The organism is Pseudomonas sp. 21615526, assembly GCF_013386245.1.
Classification (GTDB): Bacteria; Pseudomonadota; Gammaproteobacteria; order Pseudomonadales; family Pseudomonadaceae; genus Aquipseudomonas.
This window is the reverse complement of record NZ_JACAOM010000074.1, coordinates 31,923-50,967: the sequence shown is the minus strand read 5'-3', so window position 1 is coordinate 50,967 and position 19,045 is coordinate 31,923. Positions and strand designations below refer to the sequence as shown.

17 protein-coding genes and 1 other RNA gene are annotated in these 19,045 nt (G+C 59.3%); 8 read left to right on the top strand and 10 right to left on the bottom strand.

The genetic code is table 11. From position 1 onward, the window contains the following. Nucleotides 1-14: 14 nt before the first annotated feature. On the bottom strand, nt 15-1,454 hold the full coding sequence (locus tag HX786_RS21345) for a YfcC family protein (RefSeq protein WP_178912558.1): 1,440 nt from the start codon (nt 1,452-1,454) through the stop codon (nt 15-17). A gap of 108 nt (nt 1,455-1,562) precedes the next feature. Next, a complete protein-coding gene (locus tag HX786_RS21340; RefSeq protein WP_177040610.1) occupies nt 1,563-2,459 on the bottom strand; it encodes a LysR family transcriptional regulator in 897 nt (298 codons plus the stop codon). Nucleotides 2,460-2,631: 172 nt separating this feature from the next. Between HX786_RS21340 and HX786_RS21335 the strand changes: the two genes are divergently transcribed. Further along, on the top strand, nt 2,632-3,855 hold the full coding sequence (locus HX786_RS21335) for an OprD family porin (protein ID WP_178912557.1): 1,224 nt from the start codon (nt 2,632-2,634) through the stop codon (nt 3,853-3,855). A 6-nt stretch (nt 3,856-3,861) separates the two neighbouring features. Here the strand turns inward: HX786_RS21335 and HX786_RS21330 are convergent, their stop codons facing one another. From HX786_RS21330 to HX786_RS21320, 3 genes are all read right to left on the bottom strand, one after another. Continuing rightward, complete coding sequence (locus HX786_RS21330) at nt 3,862-5,319, bottom strand: glycosyltransferase family 39 protein (RefSeq protein ID WP_178912556.1); 1,458 nt, start codon at nt 5,317-5,319, stop codon at nt 3,862-3,864. A gap of 111 nt (nt 5,320-5,430) precedes the next feature. Continuing rightward, nucleotides 5,431-5,967, bottom strand: a complete 537-nt coding sequence (locus HX786_RS21325) for a nucleotidyltransferase family protein (protein WP_178912560.1) — start codon at nt 5,965-5,967, stop codon at nt 5,431-5,433. An 18-nt stretch (nt 5,968-5,985) separates the two neighbouring features. After that, complete coding sequence (locus HX786_RS21320; RefSeq protein ID WP_003212264.1) at nt 5,986-7,014, bottom strand: hypothetical protein; 1,029 nt, start codon at nt 7,012-7,014, stop codon at nt 5,986-5,988. Nucleotides 7,015-7,442: 428 nt separating this feature from the next. On the opposite strand from HX786_RS21320, the gene HX786_RS21315 reads away from it, so the two are divergent. From HX786_RS21315 to HX786_RS21305, 3 genes are all read left to right on the top strand, one after another. Beyond that, on the top strand, nt 7,443-8,189 hold the full coding sequence (locus HX786_RS21315) for an SDR family oxidoreductase (RefSeq protein WP_003212263.1): 747 nt from the start codon (nt 7,443-7,445) through the stop codon (nt 8,187-8,189). Between the two features lie 149 nt (nt 8,190-8,338). Continuing rightward, nucleotides 8,339-9,193, top strand: a complete 855-nt coding sequence (locus tag HX786_RS21310; RefSeq protein WP_003212262.1) for a DJ-1/PfpI family protein — start codon at nt 8,339-8,341, stop codon at nt 9,191-9,193. A 123-nt stretch (nt 9,194-9,316) separates the two neighbouring features. Next, a complete protein-coding gene (locus HX786_RS21305; RefSeq protein WP_003212260.1) occupies nt 9,317-9,778 on the top strand; it encodes a DUF4440 domain-containing protein in 462 nt (153 codons plus the stop codon). A 68-nt stretch (nt 9,779-9,846) separates the two neighbouring features. Here the strand turns inward: HX786_RS21305 and HX786_RS21300 are convergent, their stop codons facing one another. Further along, the gene (locus HX786_RS21300) at nt 9,847-10,794 is read right to left on the bottom strand and encodes a GlxA family transcriptional regulator (RefSeq protein WP_003212258.1); all 948 of its coding nucleotides are present in this window, start codon (nt 10,792-10,794) and stop codon (nt 9,847-9,849) included. Between the two features lie 236 nt (nt 10,795-11,030). On the opposite strand from HX786_RS21300, the gene HX786_RS21295 reads away from it, so the two are divergent. Genes HX786_RS21295 through tatC form a run of 3 tightly spaced genes read left to right on the top strand, consistent with a single transcriptional unit; the run spans nt 11,031 to nt 12,380 of the window. Then, on the top strand, nt 11,031-11,267 hold the full coding sequence (locus HX786_RS21295) for a twin-arginine translocase TatA/TatE family subunit (protein ID WP_003212256.1): 237 nt from the start codon (nt 11,031-11,033) through the stop codon (nt 11,265-11,267). Between the two features lie 10 nt (nt 11,268-11,277). Continuing rightward, the gene (tatB, locus tag HX786_RS21290) at nt 11,278-11,592 is read left to right on the top strand and encodes a Sec-independent protein translocase protein TatB (protein WP_003212255.1); all 315 of its coding nucleotides are present in this window, start codon (nt 11,278-11,280) and stop codon (nt 11,590-11,592) included. 11 nt (nt 11,593-11,603) lie between these two features. Beyond that, nucleotides 11,604-12,380: a twin-arginine translocase subunit TatC gene (gene tatC / locus HX786_RS21285; protein ID WP_043226579.1), complete on the top strand. Its 777-nt coding sequence runs from the start codon at nt 11,604-11,606 to the stop codon at nt 12,378-12,380. Between the two features lie 77 nt (nt 12,381-12,457). Here the strand turns inward: tatC and ssrA are convergent. The 4 genes from ssrA to HX786_RS21265 form a co-directional block, all read right to left on the bottom strand. Beyond that, nucleotides 12,458-12,851, bottom strand: a transfer-messenger RNA (tmRNA) gene (ssrA, locus tag HX786_RS21280). A 103-nt stretch (nt 12,852-12,954) separates the two neighbouring features. Then, entirely contained in the window at nt 12,955-13,239 is a 285-nt protein-coding gene (locus HX786_RS21275) for a hypothetical protein (protein ID WP_008436825.1), read from the bottom strand. 186 nt (nt 13,240-13,425) lie between these two features. Then, nucleotides 13,426-16,236 (bottom strand): FAD-binding and (Fe-S)-binding domain-containing protein, encoded by a 2,811-nt coding sequence (locus HX786_RS21270; protein WP_178912555.1) that lies wholly within the window; start codon nt 16,234-16,236, stop codon nt 13,426-13,428. Nucleotides 16,237-16,306: 70 nt separating this feature from the next. Continuing rightward, the gene (locus tag HX786_RS21265; protein ID WP_178912554.1) at nt 16,307-18,001 is read right to left on the bottom strand and encodes a lactate permease LctP family transporter; all 1,695 of its coding nucleotides are present in this window, start codon (nt 17,999-18,001) and stop codon (nt 16,307-16,309) included. A gap of 261 nt (nt 18,002-18,262) precedes the next feature. Between HX786_RS21265 and HX786_RS21260 the strand changes: the two genes are divergently transcribed. After that, complete coding sequence (locus HX786_RS21260) at nt 18,263-19,030, top strand: FCD domain-containing protein (protein WP_003212240.1); 768 nt, start codon at nt 18,263-18,265, stop codon at nt 19,028-19,030. Nucleotides 19,031-19,045: the final 15 nt, after the last annotated feature.

Here is a 19,045-nt window from a genome sequence, read left to right as displayed (position 1 = left end):
AAACACTCATGGGTTCAGTACCCGGTGCCTACGGCAATGGCCAACAACACCATCGCCAGCACCGCATAGATCAGAAACAGCGGCAGGATGTAGCGTGCCCACTGGCCCCAGCCGACGTTGGCGGTGGCCAGCAATACCAACAGGCCGCTGGAGGTCGGGGTGATCATGTTGGTCAGGCCGTTGCCCATCAAAAACGCGAACACCGTGGTTTGCGGGCTGACGCCGGAGAGCTGTCCCAGCGGCCCGAAGATCGGCATGGTCACCGCCGCCTGCCCCGAGGTGGACGGGATCAGTACATCCAGGCCCAGTTGTGCGAAGAACATGCCGTAGGCCGAGACCACCGGGCCATGATCGCCCACCAGGTTGGCGAGGCTGTTGACGATGGTGTCGAGCACCTGGCCGGTGCTGAGGATGATTTCCACGGCGGTCGCCAGGCCGATCAACACACCGGCGATCAGCACCTTTTTCATGCCGTCGACAAAGGCGCTGGCGGCGGTGCTGGCACCCAGGCCGGCGATTACGCTGAACGCCACGGTCAGCAGCAGGTAGAACGCCGACAGCTCGTGGTATTTCCACTCCCAGCGGTTCGAGGCGTACACCAGGAAACCAATGCCGGCCCCCAGCACGATCAGGTTCAGCAGGTGGCGCAGGGGCAGCGGTTTGCGTTCGAAGGTGATCTGCGCGCTGGCATCAAACCCGTGCTTGCGGATACTCCACAGTACGAACGCGATGCCCACCAGCAGGAACGTGCAGTAGGCCAGGACGCGCATGCTCAGGCCGCTGAAAATCGGTAGCCCCACCATCGGCTGCGCCACGGACAGCGCTACCGGGTTGGAGATGGAGGCCAGGTAGCCGATCTTCACCGAGATGGCCACGATGGCCAGGCCGATCAGGTTCGACAGCCCCAGGCGGTTGGCCATGGCCACCATCAACGGCACGATCAGGATGAATTCCTTGGCCAGGCCCATGAAGGTGCTGCCGGCGGAAAACACCAGCATCAGGCTGGGCACCAGCACGTAGATATTGCCCCGGGTCAGCCCCAGCAGGCGTTCAAGACCGGCATCAATCACACCGGCCTTGTTCAACACGCCGAACATCCCACCGATGAACAGCACCATGAAAATCAGCGCGGCGCGTTTTTCGATGCCTTGGGGAATGGCCATGAAGCCCTCGACCAACGATACCGGCCGAGCGACCGTATCGCTGGCCTTGCGCGGTTCGAGGGAGAACAGTTGGCCCAGGGAGTCGTGCTTTTCCAGCACCTGATAGGAGCCCGGAACCACCAGGCCGTTCTGGCGCTGGAACTTGCCCGAGTTCACCGCGTAGGTGAAGGCGACAGCCAGCAGCACGATGCTCAACAGAGTGATGGCCGGGTTGATCTGCTTGCGCTGCGCGGGTTTTTCCACCGGCGTTTCAGTGGGCGAGTGGGTACGGACGATCTGCGGTTCGGTCATGCTGGCTGCCCCGGTGTGCGCTGTTATTGTTGTGTCGGGTGACACTTGTGGAGCGGACACTAGGGCAAAGTTTTAACGGCGACAACGTTATGCGCGGGCTGGGTTGGGCTATGCGTTTTGTGCGGCCAGGCGGTGCTTGAGGTGCTCGGCAAACGCCGTCACCACCTTGGACCTGGGTTCATCCGCGCGAAACGCCAGGCCGAATGCATAGGGCAATGCCGGTCGAAACGGGCGGACCACAATCGGCAAATGCATGAAGTGGCTGGCCAGCAAACCATTGACGATCGACACCCCCAACCCCTCGGCGACAAAGCTGCACGCGGCGCCCACCGAGTGCACTTCCACCCGCACCTGTGGCGTCAGGTTGGCTGCGCGAAACACCTGGTTCAACTCCGCCCGCAGGGCCCGTTGCCGGCCCAGCATTACCAGCGGCACGTCCCGCAAGTGGTGCACTTCGATGCAGGCGTGGCGGGTCAGCGGATGGTCAGCGGGCATCACGCACACGCCTTCGGTTTCCAGCACCGGTTCAATCTCGAAGTCGGGAATCTCGGTAGGCAAGCGCACAAAACCGAGGTCGGCGGAGCGGTCGAGCACGGCCCGTTCGATCATGTCGTAGGAACCGGTCAGCAGCTCGACGACGATGTCTTCCCGGCCCTTGAGAAACTCGGCGACGATCCGCGGCAGCAGCTCCTGGGTCATGCTGGTGGGCACCCCGACCTTGATCAGGCTCTTGCGCGAACGGCCCACGCGCATCTCATCTGCCAGGCGCTGGATACGCTGCATGCCGTCGACCAGGCCGGCCACTTCGGCGAGCAGTTCTTCAGCCTCCGGGGTCGCCATCAAGCGGCCTTTTTTGCGCAGGAACAACGCGAAACCCAATGCCTCTTCCAGCTGGCTCAACAACCGGCTGACCGCGGATTGCGACAGGCCCATGCGGGTCGCCGCACCGATGGTCGAACCGGTGGACATGATCGCCTTGAAGGCTTCGAGCTGCTTGAGATTCACCGTGATTTTCCTGTGGTTTGAGGGCTTTGCGCATAGCCTGATGCGCTTCTCGCATAACGTTGCCGGGCGTTCGAGGAGCCGTTAGTGTCCGCCGCAATGCGACGCGCCGTCCAGCGTATCGCAGGCAGCAACTGCCCATAAAAAATCACAATACGGCATTCGGGAGACGGTTATGCGTGAGCTTTTCACGAGGGGAGGAGTGGTGTGCACGGGCTTGCTGGCGAGCCTGTCACCGGCACTGATGGCCCAGGGTTTCTGGGAGGATTCCCACGGCAAATTGACCTTGCGCAATTACTATTTCAACGACGGTTACCGCGACGGCGGCGAGGACCGCAAGGAGTGGGCCCAGGGCTTTTTGCTCAACCTGCAATCGGGTTATACCGAAGGCACGGTGGGTTTCGGCCTGGATGCGCTGGGGTTGTCGGGGATCCGGCTCGACTCCAGCCGCGCCCATGCCGGCACCGGGCTGTTGCCGGTGCACGACGATGGCCGCGCGGCCAGCGAATTCTCAAGCCTGGGCGTGACCGCGAAGATGCGCATCGGTGAAGCCGTGGTGAAAACCGGCACGCTGCTGCCGAAGATTCCAGTGCTGGTGTACAACGATGGCCGGCTGTTGCCACAAACATTCCAGGGCACTCAAGTCGAGTACAGCGGCGTCCGTAACCTGTACGTGCACGCCGGGCATCTGGACAAGTTCAAGCTGCGAAACTCTACCGACAGCGTGGATATTTATCCCCAGGGCTACAGCGGCAAAAAGGGCAGCGACTTTGATTTTGCCGGCGCTACCTACGCCTTCACGCCCAAGCTGAGCGGCACCTGGTACTACGGCGAAATGCGTGAATTCTATCGCCAGCAGTTCTTTGGCCTGGTGCATAAACAGCCAGTGGGGGCCGGCAGCCTGACCAGTGACTTGCGTTACTTCATCAGCAACGAAGCGGGCGAGGCACGCAATGGCAAGGTCGACAGCGACATGTTCAGCGGGTTGTTCACCTACCGGCTAGGGCCGCAGGCGCTGGGCGTGGGTTATCAGAAAGTCACCGGCAATACCGCGTTGCCCTACGCCAGCGTGTCGACGGTGTATTCCTTCAGCAACGCAGGTGTCGGCAAATTCATCCAGGCCGGTGAGCAAACCTGGATGCTGCGTTATGACTACGACTTGGTCGCTGTGCTGCCGGGCCTGACCTTCATGACCCGTTACTACAAGGGCCAGAACGGTGACTACAAGGGCCGCGAAGCCCGTGAGTGGGAGTCGGACACCAACCTGCGCTACGTGATCCAGGACAGCACCTTCAAAGGCGTAGGCATCGAGTTGCGCAAGGCCACGTATCGCTCGACCTATGCGAGCGATCGTGACAACTACCGGGTCTACCTCACGTACGACCTGGCGCTGTGGTGACAGGCCCTACTGCTCGACGAAATAGTACGGCTGACGGTTGATCGCCATCTCCTTGACCACCGTCACCGGGACGTTCAGCCGGTCAGTATTGTCCACCAGGGCCACGTTGCCGGGTTTGGCCGCGAGGTAACTCTTGAGTTCCTCCGGCGTCTGCAGAATCGTCAAATAGCCCTGCATGTAGAACACCCCGGCGCCGGCGATTCGCTCGTTGGCCTGATACAACACCACCTCTTTGCCCTGCGCCTGCATCGCCTGGATCTGGCTGATTACCGGCACAAACGACTGGCGCACATCGGCCTTGGGCGCGAACCAGAAAGCGGCAATCAGGTAGCAGGCCACCACCACGGTGAAGAAGCCACCTACCAGACCCCGTCGGTTTTCATAAACGTGTTCGGCAACGTGTGAAACCTGCCCACGACTTTTCAGCCAGCCCAGCAGCACGCCGCCATACTCGGCGGCCAGCACTGCCGCGGCGGGCGTCAAGGCCATCAGATAAACCGTGCGCTTGCTGGAGGCGAACGTCAGCAGGGTGAACTGCGCCACCAGCCATATGCTGAAAAACAGCCGGTAGCGGTTGCGCACCAGGCTTTTACGGAAGTGCCACAGCCCCAGGTACACCAGGATATTCCAGGGCAAAAAGGCTTCGGGCAGTTTGACGATGTAGTAATAGATCGGCTCATAGTGACCGGCTTCGACAAACGAACCGCTGAAGCGCCCGACACTGTTGGTCAGCAGCACTTCACGTACCCCCTGCAACCCGTCGCGCTGGTACAGGAAACCCAGCCAGATCATCAGCGGCACCAGCGCCAGCAGCGTGAACAGCCCGGGCTTGATCCAGTCGCCCAGCTTGAATTGTTTGTCCATCAGGCTGGTGCTGGCCAGATAGACGAAGATCACCACACCCGGCATGGCCAGGCCCAGAACCCCTTTGCTCAAGGTGGCGATCACCATCCCGAGGGTGAACAGTAACCAGGTGCCCAGGTTGGAACTGTCACGCTCCGACGCGGGCCGAGCGGCCTGATAGAACGCCAGCAGAGCCATGGTGACCCCGAGGGTGAGCAGCGAATCCTCACCGACGCCGCGCACATTGCTCCAGTAACTGGCCATGGTCGCCAGCATCAGGCCCGCGACAAACGCCAGCGTCTTGGGCCGGCCAAACTTGCGCAGCATTCCGTACAGCAGCATCACGCTGAACAGCCCGGCAAACGCGGACGCCAGACGCACTGCCCACGTGGTACCGCCAAACAGCCGGATCGCGCCGGCGTCGAGCCACAGGCTCAGCGGCGGTTTCTCCAGGAACGGTTCACGAAACAATCGCGGTACCACCCAATCGTTATCCAGGTGCATCGCCATGGCGATCCCGGCCACACGGGCCTCGGTCGAGCCTTGCAACTCGTGATTGCCAAGGGCAAAGAAAAACAACAGCGCAGCGAGCAGGAGCAGCAGAGGAGCGGAACGCGTCATGGATTCTGGCTACCGGGGCAGGGGGCCGTTCGGGGGAACAGTCCGGGCGATCGGTGAGTATACGAGGGCGATTCTTAATAATTCGTGAATGAATGTGAGGTTTTTGTAGGGTCAGGATTGTTTCAGCAGTGGCCAGTGGGTTAGCCAGCGTTTGGAGGTGATGCGTTGTTGGTAGATGGCGTGTTTTTCCTGGGTGAAGCGGGGCGTGGGTTTGAGTTGGAGATTGAACAGGTCTTCCAGGCCGAGAGGGGCTGAAACTTCGCATAGGTCTTCTGCGGTTCTTCTGACGGCTACTGCGGTGGCGGTTTCGGGCCAGAAGCGCATGGCGTCGCTGGCGTTGCGGTAAGGCGCGTCGCCGTTTCGCAGGTGCATGCGGGCCTGGTTTTTGACGGACCAGTCGATGGAGGGTTCGGCTGCGTGTAAGAGGGCTTCGAGGCGGCGGTCTTCGTCGGGGCTGGTGCAGGTGGCGTCGAACCACAGTACGTCGACGTCACCGGTCAGTGGTGATAGGGGGCGACCGTGGAGGTGATCCCATACCGCGTTGCGTACGAAGCCGGCGCCGATCCAGCAGTCGGGGAGGGCGAGGGCGCGGACGATGTCCAGCAAACGCCAGCGTAAAGGATCGCCGCCGATCAGCATCTGCACCATCGCGTGATGGTTATGCACTCAAGGCATCTTCAAGCTGGCAAGCGCGGCTTTACCCTTGGCCGACAAAACAGGCTCCAGCTGCTCCCAGGTGAAACTCAGGTCATTGTCGCAACCGTCGCCATTGGCCGGTGTCGACAGCTTCATGCCTTGAGTGTCGAAGCTCAGGTCGAAGCTCGAGTAACTGGTGATTGCCGGGCAACCTTCATCGGTGGTGGTTTGCTTCTCCAGCCAGGCGCTGAATGTGGCGGGCAGTTTCAGATGGCCGGAGTAAGCGTCATACCATTCCTGGTGCCCGCCGAGCCAAGTCCATGGGTCAACGCTTTCGCCGGTTTGCAGGTTCCAGGAATGCAGCCCCCAACTGATACCCCTGGCGCCCGTACCGGCGGCCCATCGGTAAAACCTGACGGTGATCCACTGGGATGACCAGTACGTGGGTTCGACGCTGATTTCGCTGGTATAGGCCGCACCGTTGCGTCCAAGGTATTCCCGTCGTTCGCTGAAGTAATTGGCTTGATCCTCAGCGCTGACGGCCAGGCTTGCCAACTGCCGGTTGATCTTCTGAATTGCCGGGCTGTCGCCCTCAAGCTTGAGCGTGACCTGGGCGCCTTGGGTCTTTAGCTGGTAGCTGTGCCCGGCGAAGGATTGCTTCTGCGTCTTGACCGGTAGGGGCGCGGCTTCCATGGGAGCGTTATACGCATCGCTGGCACAACCTTCGGGCGGCGTTGCCATGCGCTGCAATGCCAGGGGCAGTGGATTGCTGCCCTTGGTCTTACTCCAGGAACCTTTCAGGGAATCGCCCTGTGGCGCCTCCAATTGCCAGACGCCGCTGTTGCCTTCTTCGGCCCAGGGAGCATCGGGTGTTTCCTGGGTGAGCTGGATCGGTGTCAGGAAGCGCTGGTAGTAGTAACTGCCGCCTGTATTGGGCGAGGCGTTGAAGCATGCGGTGATTGGCGTCTTGCCGAGAATGCCCTGCCAGACGCCTGCGAGGTCGGCGTTGGCGAGGGTGGAGAGGGTGGCGAGGGCCAGAAATAGAGAGGGCTTGAGCATGGATATCGGACTTCCGGTTGTCTGATAGAAGGGAGCCAAGTTGAAAAGTTGCGCTCAAAATATCACGGCGCCTTCTATTACGACTCCCTGACCTTGTCGGTGTTACCCATTCTCGCGGGATGGCAAATCCTGATTGCTTATCCAGCTCCGCGTCGTAGACGTAAACTCCACTGCCACTATTGAGCGCGTTCAGCGAAGCGAGGTTTTCGCAGGCTTGTACCCACCCGTGCAGGCAGGGCGCGACGCTGAATTCTCCACATGCTCGGATGCCTCTTGGTGTGGCGTTTTTTGAGGGTTATACGACCTTTACGCCATCAGGGTCTGTTTCCATAATTTGCCCAGGAAATCAAGCGCGCGCCATGCGCACAAACGTGTTTGTGCAATGAGCGAGGGCCTGATCAATCACGAAGCAAAGAGAGGCACAGAAGATGAGGCTTAAGAACAAGACAGCTTTGATCACCGGCGGTACCAGTGGCATTGGCCTCGCGACCGCGAAGCTCTTCATTGGAGAAGGCGCCCGGGTAGCCGTTACGGGGCGCGATGATGCCGTATTTGAGCAAGTGAAAGCCGAGCTTGGTGAGAATGCGCTCGTTCTCAAGGGCGACGTACGTTCGATCAAGGACATGCGCAGGATTGCCGCCGAGATCAAGGAAACGTTCGGTGGCCTGGATGTCGTGTTTGCCAATGCGGGCCGAGCGTTCCCATCAGCAATCAACGATATCGACGAAGCACTCTACGACGAGATCATGGACATTAACGTCAAGGGCGTGGTGTTCACACTTCAGGCGGTGCTGCCGGACTTGCGGGAGGGCGCCTCATTTATTCTGAATACATCGTTTGTTGCACAGACGGGCAAGCACAACATTTCCCTGACTGCTGCTGCCAAGGCCGCCGTGCGGTCTCTCGCCCGGAGTTGGTCATTCGAATTCCTGGACCGGAAGATCCGCTTCAACGCAATCGCACCGGGCGGGATAAACACACCGCTGCTCGGTAAATGGGGAATGTCAGAGCACGATCTTCAGCACTTCAAGAATGAGTTCGCGAAATTCGTCCCGGTAGGCCACATGGGTAAGGCCGAGGACATTGCCTACGCGGCGCTCTATCTCGCCAGCGACGAATCCTGCTACGTCGTCGGCACTGAATTGGTCGTCGATGGCGGTGCCTCGCAACTGTGAGACCTTGGTTTCCTGCTCGGGGGGCCTAGACGTATTTTCGGCTCGTCCGCTCTCAATCACACCCAGCCACGCTTTTCGTCGTGGTGGTTCTTCAGTCCAGCCCAACTTCATCTGCGACCGCGGGAAGGGCTGGCGCAAGGAGAAATATCTTGACCGACAATAATGAAAACAACACAACTGGCAAGCGGCCTATCAATGTGGGCAGTTCCCGACGCGATGTTCTCAAGTTCGGAAGTATTGCCACGCTCGGCTCGATCCTGGGGGGCGGTGCCTTGCTCGGCAATGCCACGTCCGCTTTTGCCCAGGCTGACAGCAAGGGGCTACTTGCCCCAGATGAGCCTTTCAATATTTTGATCGTAAATTATGACGGCGGTACGCTTCTCGATTTCGCTGGCCCTAGCGAGATTTTTCACCGGCTGCCCAATACAAATGTTCGCTATGCAAGCCTCAATGGGGGCAACGTGACCCTCGAATTTGGGGTCGTGTACGGCAACACCGAACGACTGGCTGATATCAAGCAGACAGACTTAATCCTGGTTCCCGGCGGGTCTGATTTATCGGCGCCGATGCAACCGGAGTACCTGGCGCAGATCCGGCGGCTGGCTGAAGGGGCCAAGCACATTACATCGGTTTGCAATGGATCGCTCGTACTGGCCGCCGCCGGCGTTCTCAACGGTAAGCGAAGCGCTTGCCACTGGGCCTTCGTCAACAAACTGGCTGAATATGGCGCGATCGGCGTTCCGGATCGTTTCGTAGAGGACGACAACGGCCGGTTCATGAGCGGCGGTGGCGTAACGGCAGGCATCGACTTCGCCATTCGCGTTGCCGCGAAAATGCGCGGGAACCTGGACGCCGAATTCACGCAACTGGCGATTGAATACGATCCTGATCCGCCGTTCCACTCCGGTCACCCCAGAGACGCTCGGCCGGAAGTCATCGCGATGGTCGACAAAATATTGCCTAACGCATCCAAGGGGCTCGCACGAATTCCGGGCGTTCGCTGAAACAAGTGGCAGGCATCATTATGGCCGCATCCCTTACTCCTAATGATGCCCGATTGACACGCGCCCGATCTGTTCAATCCGGCGCAGCACTCATTAACTCAAGTCAAAATGGGAAATCATTAGATGAAGTTTCATATTATTGCCGCTGCTCTCACAGCCTGCGTCTCGCTGTTTACCTTCTCTGTAGAGGCATCTGCAGGTGACCAGCAGCGCCCGCCTGAGGCGGCCATCAAAGCCGAGAATGCACGATTTGCGCAAGCTTACGGACAAGGTGATTATGCGGCGATCGGCCGTCTTTATACGAAGGATGGCGCACTCTTGCCACCTGGAGGCGGCAAAATCACTGGAGCCGCGGCAATCACGGAATACTTCAGCAAACAACATGTTGGGGCCAGGTCCGACACCGTGTCTTTCGCCAATTACGAGTTTTACGGTGACGGTCAGACCGTTACCGAAGTATCGGATGCCGAGATCCGTGATGCCGATGGAACGCTCAAGTACAGCGGGAAACAGACGCTGATCTTCCTGAAACAGGATGGCGTTTGGAAGTTGCATCGCGACATGTGGAACGATCACGCCCTTTAAGGTGAAGTGATGGCGATTCCCGGGTGAAACTCTTCGGTCTGCCGAAGCCTTGATGGGCCATCGAACCATCAACTGCTACCGCTGAGCCTGCTCTCACGTCGAATGGATTGCGGTGGATGCCCGTAGATTTTGACGAAGGCTCTGCGCATGCGTTCTGGATCGGTGAACCCTATGGCCAGCGCAATCTGCTCGATTGGTTCACTCCCGTCTTGCAGACGCAAACACGCCGCCTCAACTCGCAAGCGCTCGACCGCTTTGGCCGGCGTTTCACCCGTTTCTCGGCGGAATGCTCGTCCGAACTGTCGCAGGCTCAATCTCGCGGCGTCAGCAAGTCGCTCGACAGGCAGCGACTCTGCCAGGTGTTCTCTGGCAAAGTTCAGGGCGATGCGGATGCGATCCGACTCTGGCTCCATTTGTGACATCGCGGAGAATTGGGACTGGCCTCCCGGCCGACGATAGGGAACGACCAGGAGCCTGGAGACTTTGCGCGCAGTTTCCGCGCCCATATCTCGTTCAATCATGGCCAACGTCAAGTCGATTCCGGAGGCGATGCCCGCCGATGTCCAGATGCGTCCATCCGCGATATAAATGCTATCGCCCTCAACCCTGATATTGGGGAAGCGCATCTGCAATTGTGCGGTGTAGCTCCAGTGCGTTGTTGCTCTCAGACCGTCCAGCAGGCCGGTTTCCGCCAGCAAAAAAGCCCCTGTACACACACTTGCCACGCGCGAGGCCTTGGAGGCCAATTGCTTGGCAACCGCGATGTTCTCCGGTGACTGCATCGGCTCGATATCTCCGCCTACAAACACCACGGTATCAAACTTGCGGTTGCCGACCGGCCTTGTTTCGATCGGCAGGCCTGCATTGCCAACAATCAGCCCACCGGACGTCGAGATGACACGAAGATCATAAGGGGTATGGCCGGCAGCGGTGCTCACCTGATTAAAAGCAGAAAGTGGCCCTGCAAGATCCAGAGCATCGTGACCATGGCAAACGAAGAATCCAACGCGATGCATGTTGAGCGACCTCAAATATTCAGAAGGCTTTTTTTATAGATAACCCTCGAGTTACGCCATAGCAACTCATTTTTCGAGGCGCGTCGATGCTGAAACGAAATTGGCCGGAAGTAAGGGAAATATGTCGTTTGCGCCTTCGGGCGTCAGACGTACAGTCGACGGTCTGAGGTCAGCATGTCTGACGCTTAAGGGCTATCTCCAAAACAGCCGATTTGTAGGCTTAAGAGGCACGTGACATGGGCATTTTTGACTGGAAACACTGGATCGTCATTCTGGTGGTGGTCGTATTGGTTTTCGGCACCAAGAAACTCAAGACCCTGGGTACCGATGTCGGTGAGTCGATCAAGGGGTTTCGCAAAGCCATGAGTGATGAAGAAAAAACTGGCGGACAACCTCCAGTCCAGCCGCTGTATCAGCCGCAGACCCTCGACGCCACAGCACCACGATTCGAAGAGCCCATCCGCAAAGAATAGGTCGTGACGCATGTTTGGTATCAGTTTCTCTGAACTGTTGCTGGTTGCTCTCGTTGCCCTGCTGGTATTGGGCCCCGAGCGACTGCCGGGTGCCGCGCGTACTGCCGGGCTTTGGGTTGGGCGTTTGAAACGCAGCTTCAACATCATCAAACAGGACGTCGAGCGTGAACTCGGCGCTGACGAAATTCGCCGCCAATTGCGTCACGAGCATATCCCCGCGCAGGAAGAACACACGCCGCTGGTTGAGTTCGAGCCAGTGCAGCCTGCTCTTCCGGCTGAGCCAGTCTCGATGAACGCGCATTGCACCAATGAGCCGACATCATGACCACGAGTCCCATGAGCGAAATCCCGGAAAACGACCAGCCAATGTCGTTGGTCTCACACCTCACCGAACTGCGATCGCGTTTGCTGCGTTGTGTGCTGGCGATCTTCGTGATCTTCTGCGGACTGTTCTACTTCACGCAGAGGATCTACACATTCGTCTCGGCGCCGTTGCGCAAATTCTTGCCTGAAGGTGCGACGATGATTGCCACCGATGTGGCGTCGCCATTTATTACACCGTTCAAGCTGACCATTATGGTCGCGTTGTGCCTGGCTATGCCGGTGATCCTTTATCAGATCTGGGGTTTCATCGCGCCAGGTTTGTACACGCGCGAAAAGCGCGTCGCGGTACCGCTGCTGATTTCCAGCATTGCCCTGTTCTACGCAGGCATGGCGTTCGCCTACTTCCTTGTGTTCCCGTTGATTTTCCACTTCTTCGCCAGCGTCACCCCGCAAGGGGTGTCGATGATGACCGACATTGCCAGTTACCTGGATTTCGTCATGACGTTGTTTCTCGCTTTTGGCGTCGCGTTCGAGATTCCCGTTGCCGTGGTGCTGCTGGTGTGGATCGGCATCGTAGACGTCAAATACATGAAGAAGATTCGTCCGTACGTGGTCATAGGCTGCTTTGTGGTTGGCATGATTCTTACGCCGCCGGATATTTTTTCGCAGACGCTGCTTGCTGTGCCGATGTGGCTGCTGTTCGAAATCGGTGTGCTATGCAGTTCGATGGTGACCCCCCGTGGCGAGTACGAAGACGACTTGGAACAATCGCCAGTGGCCCGGTTGTGAGTTCGTTGTCGGCATCTGCTGGTTACTGAATTTCAGGCACAAAAAAAGACGTCCGTGGACGTCTTTAGATGATGAAGTGGTGGAGCCGGGGGGATTTGAACCCCCGTCCGCCAGTACTCCGCTGTCGGTACTACATGCGTAGCCGTTTCTATTAAGTTAACCCTCAGCGACCCGAAGGGCAGGGTGCTTTGGGCGAGTTGTGTAAGTTTTAGCCGCTTCGTCCACAACGTACTGCACGGCGATTCTGTTCTATATGACAATCACTTTGGGTTTACAGACATCCCCTGATGATTGCTGGACCCGAAGGTACCAGGAGGGAAGGGCTAAGGCTGCTTACGCAGCGAGAGCGTATTCCCCGTAGGTTTCGTCATTGGCAACTATAAGAAGTTGCAACAGTGGATTTACGAGTTCTGTTACCAACTCGGCATGCACCTAAAGTTTCGCAACCGGCGTCGAATCCTAAACGGCCCCGTGCTTGTAACTCGTTGTTTCTTAGTGAGTGACAAGCCTGTGCAGTGTACGTCAATCGGTCACAGAAGGCCAACCCGAAGGTTGGCCTCGGGCAATCAGCGAGTTACTGATTGCCGCCTTTGTCCGAGTCTTGCAGGCTTTGCAGGGCCTTGGAGGTGATCTCGATGCATTTCTTGTCATCGCCTGCCGCATGGGCTGCCTTGGCTTGGGAAACGGCGGTGTCGATTTCGCCAGATTTGCCGCTGGTGTCGGTGGCGAGCAACGCTTTACCGTTGTTGATTTTGTCCAGGTTGATTTGGCACAGATCGTCTTTTGTTCCAGCCGCAAACGCGGGGGACGCCAGCATCGCAGCGGTAATGAACAAACCAGCAAGAGCGGAACGCTTCATGGGTATCTCCTTGTGCAAATAGGGCTCGATGCTGCCGGTTTTCCGTGCAGCCAGCGAGGTCACTGATAAGCCTCGTTTGTCGAGGCCTATGCAGATGACTACGCCGGCGCGCAGGGGTTCTGTTTTGTCGCTGGATTAGTCGAAAAACCCCGAAAACATTAGGTTTTGCACCCAAAGAGGGCGGCCCTAGTGGGCGCGCGCCTGAGTCACTCGATCCACCAGGTACACCAGGCCGTGGTAATCAATTCCACCGTGTTGTGTCAGGCCAATCTCACACGTACGGCTGGTGGAGATGCCTTCGCTGCAATACTGCACCGCGTCCTTCAGGCTGCGTAGCGAGTGGGCATTCAGTTCGGGCGTGGTGAAGCCTTTGTCGCCGGCAAACCCGCAGCAATGAATGCCTTCGGGGATCACCACGTTTTTGCTGCACTGCCTGGCCAGGTCGATCAGCGCCTGGCTCTCTCCCAGGTGTTGGGTGCTGCAGGTGACGTGCACGGCGATCGGGGCTTCCTGGGGGGTGAAGTCGAGGCGGTCCATCAGGTGCGTGCGGATAAAACGCACGGGGTCGTAGAGGTCGAGACGGGTTTCGGCCAGGTCCTGGACCAGGCGCAGGGTGCACGGGCTGGTGTCGCAGTAGATCGGGTCGAGGCCGCCACGGCTGGCGTGGAGCAGGGCGCCGATCAGTTCCTGGCGTTTGTGTTCGGCTTGTTCGGCGTAGCCCTTGGATGCAAATGGTTGGCCGCAGCAGAGGTTGTCCTGATTGTCGGGGAAGACTACCTGATAACCGGCTTTTTCCAGCAGGCCACGGGTTTTGTCGTACAGCGACATCTGTTCGTGGTCGCCGGCTGCCGGGCCCATCGCGCGTGATACGCAGGCGGCGAGGTACACCACGCGGGGTCGCTCATCGCTCACGGCGGGGCTGAAGCGAATGGCCTTTTCCGGTTGCGGCATGGCGTTGGTCCACTGGGGGATTTGCCCCTTGGACAGCCGGGTTACCGTGGCCGAGAGCTTCGCCAGTCGCGGCGCGCCCAGCAGCATGCGCGCGCCGTTGGCTACGTGCAGGGTGAAGCGCGCACCTTGCAGTGCCGTGGCGAAATGCGTCGACAACCATTCGGCGGTTTTCGTACGGTCGGCGTCGCGGCTGCGCAGCTTTTTCACCAGGTCGCCGGTATTGATGCCTACCGGGCAGCGTTGGGCGCAAAGCCCGGTGGCCGCGCAGGTATCGATGCCCTGGTATTGATACGCCGCTTCCAGTTCAGTGGTGTCGATACCGGCGCGTTTCCTGGCCTGGATATCGCGCCAGATCACAATGCGCTGGCGCGGGCTCAGGGTCAGTCCTTTCGACGGGCAAACCGGTTCGCAGAAACCGCACTCGATGCACTTATCCACAAGCTCGTCGGCGGCGGGCAGTGGCTTGAGGTGCTTGAGGTGGATTTGCGGGTCTTCGCTGAGCACCACGTCCGGGTTGAGAATGCCGTTGGGGTCGAGCAGGCGCTTGAGCTGCCACATCAATTGGTAGGCATTGCTGCCCCATTCCAGCTCGACGAAGGGCGCCATGTTGCGACCGGTGCCATGCTCGGCCTTCAGCGAGCCGCCAAACTCCACGGCCACCAACTGGGCGACGTCGTCCATGAACGCCTGGTAGCGTGCGACTTCTTGCGCGCTGTTGAAGCCTTGGGTGAAGACGAAGTGCAGATTGCCTTCCAGGGCGTGTCCGAAAAGGATCGCTTCGTCGTAGTGATGTTTGTCGAACAGCTCGATCAGGCGATTAACGCCAATGGCCAGTTGTTCCACCGGGAAGGTCACGTCTTCGATAATCACGGTGGTGCCGGTTTTACGCACGGCGCCCACGGCGGGGAAAGTGTCTTTGCGGATCGCCCACAGGCGGGCGTTTTCCACCGGGTCTTCAGTGAAGTCGACTTGTTTCTCCACTGGGAAGCTGGCCAGGGAGGCCATGATCAGCGCCAGTTGCTCATGCAGCAGCGAGGGCGAGGCGGCGCGGGATTCGATCAGCAGGGCGCAGGCATTTTCCGATAGCTGCTGTACGAAAGCCGGCATGCCGGGTTTGTCCTGCACCGAACGCATGCTGCGGCGGTCCAGTAGTTCAACCGCTGAAACAGGTTGGGTTTTGAGTACGGTCACCGCGTTGCAGCAGGTTTCCACATCCGGGAACACGATCAGGGCCGAGGCTTTGTTGGGGTGATCGATCACCGTGTCGTAGGTCACTGCGCTGATAAAGCCCAGGGTGCCTTCGGAGCCGACCAGCAAATGGCTGAGGATATCCAGTGGCTCGTCGAAATCCACCAGGGCGTTGAGTGACAACCCGGTGGTATTTTTCAGACGGTATTTGTGGCGGATTTTTGCAGCCAGTTCAGCATTTGCCCGGGTTTCGCGACCCAGGGTTGCCAGGCGTTCAAGCAGGTCGCCGTGACGTTGGCGAAAGGCCGCAACACTGGCCGGATCTTCCGTGTCCAGGCGGCTGCCGTCGGCCAGTACCAAGCGAATGCCCGCCAGGGTGTGATAGGTATTCTGCGCCGTGCCGCAGCACATGCCGCTGGCATTGTTGGCGACGATGCCGCCAATTTTGCAGGCATTGATCGACGCCGGGTCCGGGCCGATCTTGCGCCCGAACGGTGCCAGCCAGGCGTTGGCCTGCGCCCCGATCACGCCGGGCTGCAAGCGGATTTGTGTGCCCTGGCCGCGAATCTCGCGCCCGTTCCAATTGTCCCCCAGCACGATCAGTACCGAGTCGCTGATGGCCTGGCCGGAAAGGCTGGTGCCCGCCGCACGAAAGGTCACCGGCACGCGATCGCGTTGAGCCAGTTGCAGCAACGCCACCACTTCATCTTCCGACTCAACACGGATTACCAGTTGTGGGATCAGTCGGTAAAAACTCGCGTCGGTGCCGAAGGCGAGTGTGGAAAGTGGATCGTCGAAACGACGATCTTTCGGGATCAGTTGTGCGGCGTCGCTCAGAAAAGCAGCAGGCAGGCTCATCGGTCCTCCAGAAATAGCAGACGCCGGAATCGCTGCCCGGCGTCGGTTCTTACCCTATCGCGTGCAGGTCTTAGTGCACCAGCATACCGGTGAACCAGTAAGCCTGGGCCAAGGTGATCAGCCCGACGATCGTCGCGAAAAACAGGCTGTGCTTGAGGGTAAAGCGGAACAGGTCGGATTCCTTGCCCACCAGGCCAGTCGCGGCGCATGCCACGGCGATCGACTGCGGCGAGATCATCTTGCCGGTCACGCCGCCGCTGGTGTTCGCTGCTACCAGCAAGGTGTCGTTGACGCCGATCTGGTGCGCGGTGGTGGCTTGCAGCGAGCTGAACAGGGCGTTGGATGAAGTATCAGAACCCGTCAGGAATACCCCGAGCCAGCCAAGGAATGGCGAGAAGAACGGGAATGCCGCGCCGGTAGCCGCCAGCACCAGGGCCATGGTTGATGACATGCCCGAATAGTTGGTGACGAAGGCAAAGGCCAGCACCATGCCGATGGAAAGGATCGGCCAGCGCAGCTCATAAAAGGTTTCTTTCAAGGTGGTCAGACCAGTTTTGAAATCAATCTTCAGCACCAGCATCGATACCAGGGCGGAGAAGAAAATCGCCGTGCCGGTCGCGGAAATCGGATCAAGCTTGAATACCGCCGGGATGGCTGTCGGGGTTGCAACGATGGGCGCAACCTTGATCACCAGTTGATCCAGGTGCGGGATCGCAAAGTTGAATACCGAGCTGTACATCGCGCCGCCGGCGGCGAACATCGCCTTGAACGGCTTGAGGGTCCAGATGGTGACCAGCACGGTCAGGATCAGGAACGGCGACCAGGCCTTGAAAATTTCCCCCAGGCTGTAAGGCGAAGCCAGGGTGTTGCGAGGCAGGCCAAAGCCCCCGGCGCTGGCAGTGACGGCAGTGCCGGACGTTGCGCCAACGATTTGCGCGCCGGCATTGCGCTTGGGCTGCCAGACTTTCAGGAACAGGGTCAGGGAAATCAGGCTGGCCAGGGCCGAGGTGATGTCCGGCAGTTCCGGGCCGATGTAGTTCGAGGTGAAGAACTGGGTAACGGCGAAGCTCAGGCCCGCAACCAGCGCGGCAGGCCAGGTTTCCTTGACGCCGCGCAGGCCGTCCATCATGAACACCAGCCAGAACGGCACGAACAGCGACAGCAGCGGCAACTGGCGGCCGGCCATGGCGCCGATCTTGAACGCGTCGATCCCGGTCACTTGCCCGGCCACGATGATCGGAATCCCCAGTGCGCCGAACGCAACGGGGGCGGTGTTGGCAATCAGGCACAGGCCGGCGGCGTACAGCGGGTTGAAACCCAGGCCTACCAGCAGTGCGGCGGTAATCGCCACCGGTGCGCCGAAACCGGCGGCGCCTTCCAGGAACGCGCCGAAGCAGAAGCCGATCAGCAGCACTTGCAGGCGCTGGTCGTCGGTAATCGACAGCACGGAGCTGCGGATGATTTCGAACTGGCCGCTCTTGACCGTCAGTTTGTACAGGAATACGGCGGCGACGATGATCCAGGCGATTGGCCATAGGCCGTAGGCGAAGCCATAACCGGCGGCGGCGAGCGCCATGTCGACCGGCATCTGGAAGGCAAAGATCGCCACCAGGATCGACAGTGCCAGGGTGATGCTGCCCGCAACGTGGCCTTTGAGGCGAAACACCGCCAGGGCCAGGAAGAAAAATACGATAGGAATGACGGCGGCCAGTGCGGACAGGCCGAGGCTGCCGAGCGGGCTGTAGAGCTGTTGCCAGGTTTGCATATGGGGTGGCCCCTAATTGTTGTTGGTCAGGCACTGCTTGGATGATTTGGGTAATTGGTATTACCAATTTACAATCACCGTTGGCTAGGTTAAAAGCCTTCTGGGGGATGTGTCAATTTGCCGCTTGTGAATCTTTGGTCGTAGGTCGGGGTTGGTGGGGGCTGATTGGCTTAAACGAGGGCGTTCTGATAGGTGCCGGATACGCGGCGATAGGCCAGAATAGGGGCCCCGGCGAGTGGTCGGGATGGTGGAGAGTGAGTTATGGGGTTTGATCAGGTGCGTCAGCGCCGTTTGTCTGACGACATCGTCGAGCAGCTTGAGGGCATGATCCTTGAGGGCACGCTGAAGTCGGGCGAGCGCTTGCCGGCCGAGCGCGCACTGGCCGAGCAGTTCGGGGTGTCGCGGCCGTCGTTGCGTGAGGCGATCCAGAAGCTGGTGGCAAAAGGTTTGCTGATCAGTCGCCAAGGTGGTGGCAATTATGTGGTGGAGTCGCTGGGTTCAACCTTCAGTGATCCGCTGCTGCATCTGCTGGAAAATAATCCGGAGGCTCAGCGTGATCTTCTGGAGTTTCGTCAGACCCTGGAGGCCTCGTGCGCGTATTACGCAGCGTTGCGTGCCACTGAGGTGGACCGCGAGCGGCTAACGGCAGCGTTCGAGGAGTTGCAGGATTGCTACACGCGCTCGGATGAAGTGAGCCGGGCGGAAGAGGGCGCGGCGGATGCGAGGTTTCACCTGGCCATCGCCGAGGCCAGCCATAACGCGGTATTGCTGCACACCATTCGCGGCTTGTTCGACCTGCTCAAGCGTAATGTGGTGACCAATATTGGCGGCATGTACCAGCAGCGTACGGAGACCCGCGACATGCTGATCAATCAGCATCGGGACCTGTATCTGGCGATTATCGAGGGGCGTGCAGAGCAGGCACGGGAAGTCTCAACACGTCACCTGCTGTATGTGCAGGAAGTGCTGGAGGAAGTGCGGCAGGAGGTTCAGCGCATGGCCCGGGCGGAGCGGCGCAAAGGGATGTAGCAAATGCTGTGGATG

What these genes read in the sequence shown, in the direction of transcription:
- HX786_RS21345 (WP_178912558.1), bottom strand. Translation starts at nt 1,454, where the DNA reads ATGACCGAACCGCAGATCGTCCGTACCCACTCGCCCACTGAAACGCCG.
- HX786_RS21335 (WP_178912557.1), top strand. Translation starts at nt 2,632, where the DNA reads ATGCGTGAGCTTTTCACGAGGGGAGGAGTGGTGTGCACGGGCTTGCTG.
- HX786_RS21330 (WP_178912556.1), bottom strand. Translation starts at nt 5,319, where the DNA reads ATGACGCGTTCCGCTCCTCTGCTGCTCCTGCTCGCTGCGCTGTTGTTT.
- HX786_RS21325 (WP_178912560.1), bottom strand. Translation starts at nt 5,967, where the DNA reads ATGGTGCAGATGCTGATCGGCGGCGATCCTTTACGCTGGCGTTTGCTG.
- HX786_RS21320 (WP_003212264.1), bottom strand. Translation starts at nt 7,014, where the DNA reads ATGCTCAAGCCCTCTCTATTTCTGGCCCTCGCCACCCTCTCCACCCTC.
- HX786_RS21315 (WP_003212263.1), top strand. Translation starts at nt 7,443, where the DNA reads ATGAGGCTTAAGAACAAGACAGCTTTGATCACCGGCGGTACCAGTGGC.
- HX786_RS21305 (WP_003212260.1), top strand. Translation starts at nt 9,317, where the DNA reads ATGAAGTTTCATATTATTGCCGCTGCTCTCACAGCCTGCGTCTCGCTG.
- HX786_RS21300 (WP_003212258.1), bottom strand. Translation starts at nt 10,794, where the DNA reads ATGCATCGCGTTGGATTCTTCGTTTGCCATGGTCACGATGCTCTGGAT.
- HX786_RS21295 (WP_003212256.1), top strand. Translation starts at nt 11,031, where the DNA reads ATGGGCATTTTTGACTGGAAACACTGGATCGTCATTCTGGTGGTGGTC.
- tatB (WP_003212255.1), top strand. Translation starts at nt 11,278, where the DNA reads ATGTTTGGTATCAGTTTCTCTGAACTGTTGCTGGTTGCTCTCGTTGCC.
- tatC (WP_043226579.1), top strand. Translation starts at nt 11,604, where the DNA reads ATGAGCGAAATCCCGGAAAACGACCAGCCAATGTCGTTGGTCTCACAC.
- HX786_RS21275 (WP_008436825.1), bottom strand. Translation starts at nt 13,239, where the DNA reads ATGAAGCGTTCCGCTCTTGCTGGTTTGTTCATTACCGCTGCGATGCTG.
- HX786_RS21270 (WP_178912555.1), bottom strand. Translation starts at nt 16,236, where the DNA reads ATGAGCCTGCCTGCTGCTTTTCTGAGCGACGCCGCACAACTGATCCCG.
- HX786_RS21265 (WP_178912554.1), bottom strand. Translation starts at nt 18,001, where the DNA reads ATGCAAACCTGGCAACAGCTCTACAGCCCGCTCGGCAGCCTCGGCCTG.
- HX786_RS21260 (WP_003212240.1), top strand. Translation starts at nt 18,263, where the DNA reads ATGGGGTTTGATCAGGTGCGTCAGCGCCGTTTGTCTGACGACATCGTC.